The sequence below is a fragment of the Enterobacter cloacae complex sp. SYL001 genome, from assembly GCF_049237025.1.
Lineage (GTDB): Bacteria > Pseudomonadota > Gammaproteobacteria > Enterobacterales > Enterobacteriaceae > Enterobacter > Enterobacter intestinihominis.
This window is the reverse complement of sequence record NZ_JBMKJI010000057.1, coordinates 1-1903: the sequence shown is the minus strand read 5'-3', so window position 1 is coordinate 1903 and position 1903 is coordinate 1. Positions and strand designations below refer to the sequence as shown.

General features: G+C 56.6%; 4 protein-coding genes. 3 read left to right on the top strand and 1 reads right to left on the bottom strand.

Annotated elements, in window-relative coordinates; genetic code table 11:
- Together ACOTZP_RS23795 and ampR are read left to right on the top strand one after the other, a co-directional pair.
- The coding region (locus ACOTZP_RS23795; RefSeq protein ID WP_421633795.1) for a Qnr family pentapeptide repeat protein at positions 1 to 415 on the top strand (415 nt) is incomplete at its 5' end.
- A 185-nt stretch (positions 416 to 600) separates the two neighbouring features.
- Complete coding sequence (gene ampR / locus ACOTZP_RS23790) at positions 601 to 1476, top strand: LysR family transcriptional regulator AmpR (RefSeq protein WP_004193231.1); 876 nt, start codon at positions 601 to 603, stop codon at positions 1474 to 1476.
- Positions 1477 to 1479: 3 nt separating this feature from the next.
- Here the strand turns inward: ampR and hypA are convergent, their stop codons facing one another.
- Entirely contained in the window at positions 1480 to 1785 is a 306-nt protein-coding gene (gene hypA / locus ACOTZP_RS23785) for a hydrogenase maturation nickel metallochaperone HypA (protein ID WP_050583588.1), read from the bottom strand.
- On the opposite strand from hypA, the gene ACOTZP_RS23780 reads away from it, so the two are divergent.
- Positions 1738 to 1903, top strand: a 166-nt coding sequence (locus ACOTZP_RS23780) for a DMT family transporter (protein ID WP_421625687.1), incomplete at its 3' end; no start/stop codon positions are given. The genes hypA and ACOTZP_RS23780 overlap by 48 nt on opposite strands.

Sequence of the window (1903 nt, the reverse complement as noted above, 5' to 3'; positions counted from 1 at the left end):
TGCCAACTGCTTTGGCATAGAGTTCAGGGAGTGCGATCTCAAGGGCGCCAACTTTTCCCGGGCCCGCTTCTACAATCAAGTCAGCCATAAGATGTACTTCTGCTCGGCTTATATCTCAGGTTGCAACCTGGCCTATACCAACTTGAGTGGCCAATGCCTGGAAAAATGCGAGCTGTTTGAAAACAACTGGAGCAATGCCAATCTCAGCGGCGCTTCCTTGATGGGCTCAGATCTCAGCCGCGGCACCTTCTCCCGCGACTGTTGGCAACAGGTCAATCTGCGGGGCTGTGACCTGACCTTTGCCGATCTGGATGGGCTCGACCCCAGACGGGTCAACCTCGAAGGAGTCAAGATCTGTGCCTGGCAACAGGAGCAACTGCTGGAACCCTTGGGAGTAATAGTGCTGCCGGATTAGCTCGAATGCAAACACAAGAGGCAAATATCACTTGAGTTCCGCGCTACAACAAGGCAGATTCTGCTATAGCAGAGTATTACCGCCGGAATGCCGTTTCTCTGCTGCCGCAGCCGACGTTATACCTTCCCTTCAAAGGAGGCATTATGAAGACTCAACTGCCCTAAAGAAAAACTTACAGGTGGATTATGGTCAGACGTTATCTCCCCCTTAACCCGCTGCGCGCCTTTGAGGCCGCCGCCCGTCATCTCAGTTTTACCCGCGCGGCGATTGAGCTGAATGTCACCCATGCCGCCGTCAGCCAGCAGGTCAGGGCGCTGGAAGAACAACTCGGCTGTGTGCTGTTTACCCGCGTCTCGCGCGGGCTGGTGCTGACCCATGAAGGTGAGGGATTACTGCCGGTGCTCAATGAGGCGTTTGACCGGATTGCGGATACTCTGGAGTGTTTTTCTCACGGGCAGTTCCGTGAGCGGGTGAAAGTCGGTGCGGTGGGAACATTTGCCGCAGGCTGGCTGCTGCCGCGTCTGGCCGGATTCTATGACAGCCATCCGCATATTGATCTGCATATCTCCACCCATAACAATCATGTGGACCCGGCGGCGGAAGGGCATGATTATACGATCCGTTTCGGTAACGGCGCGTGGCATGAGTCAGATGCGGAACTGATTTTCAGTGCACCACACGCTCCGCTGTGCTCACCGGCCATTGCAGAACAGTTACAGCAGCCGGATGATGTTCACCGCTTTACCCTGCTGCGCTCATTCCGCCGGGATGAATGGAGCCGCTGGCTGGATTGTGCGGGCGGCACACCGCCTTCCCCGTCACAGCCGGTAATGGTGTTCGATACCTCACTGGCCATGGCCGAGGCGGCACAACTGGGTGCCGGGGTAGCGATCGCACCGGTATGTATGTTCAGCCGCCTGTTACAGTCAGGCGCACTGGTACAGCCGTTTGCCGCAGAAATCACCCTCGGCGGCTACTGGCTGACGCGGTTACAGTCCCGTACGGAAACCCCGGCCATGCAGCAATTCGCCCGCTGGCTGCTGAATACGGCGGCGGCGTAAAACTCACTCACCTTCCAGGCTTTTTACCCGCAAATCATCACCTTCACTGATGCGCAGCCGTTCACTGCCGCAGTGCGGACAGCATCCGGCGTGCTGCATGATTTCGGCCTCACGGCTGCAATCCCAGCACCATGCCTGTGCCGGGATAACATCAATATGCAGTGTGCAGCCCTGCGCCACGGTATCACGGCAGGCGATATCAAAACAGAAATGCAGTGCACTCTCCTCAACATCCGCCAGTGCGCCGACTTCCAGCCAGACATCCGTTACCCGCGCAATGCCGTGCTGTTCAGCCTGTTCGCGGATAATGTCCGCCGCACCGAGGGCTTTACTAAGCTTGCCCCTTCCGCCGTTGTCATAATCGGTTATGGCATCGCATTTTATTTTCTTTCTCTGGTTCTGAAATCCATCCCTGTCGGTGTTGCTT

Coding starts and splice junctions, on each gene's coding strand:
- ampR (WP_004193231.1), top strand. CDS start 601: ATGGTCAGACGTTATCTCCCCCTTAACCCGCTGCGCGCCTTTGAGGCC.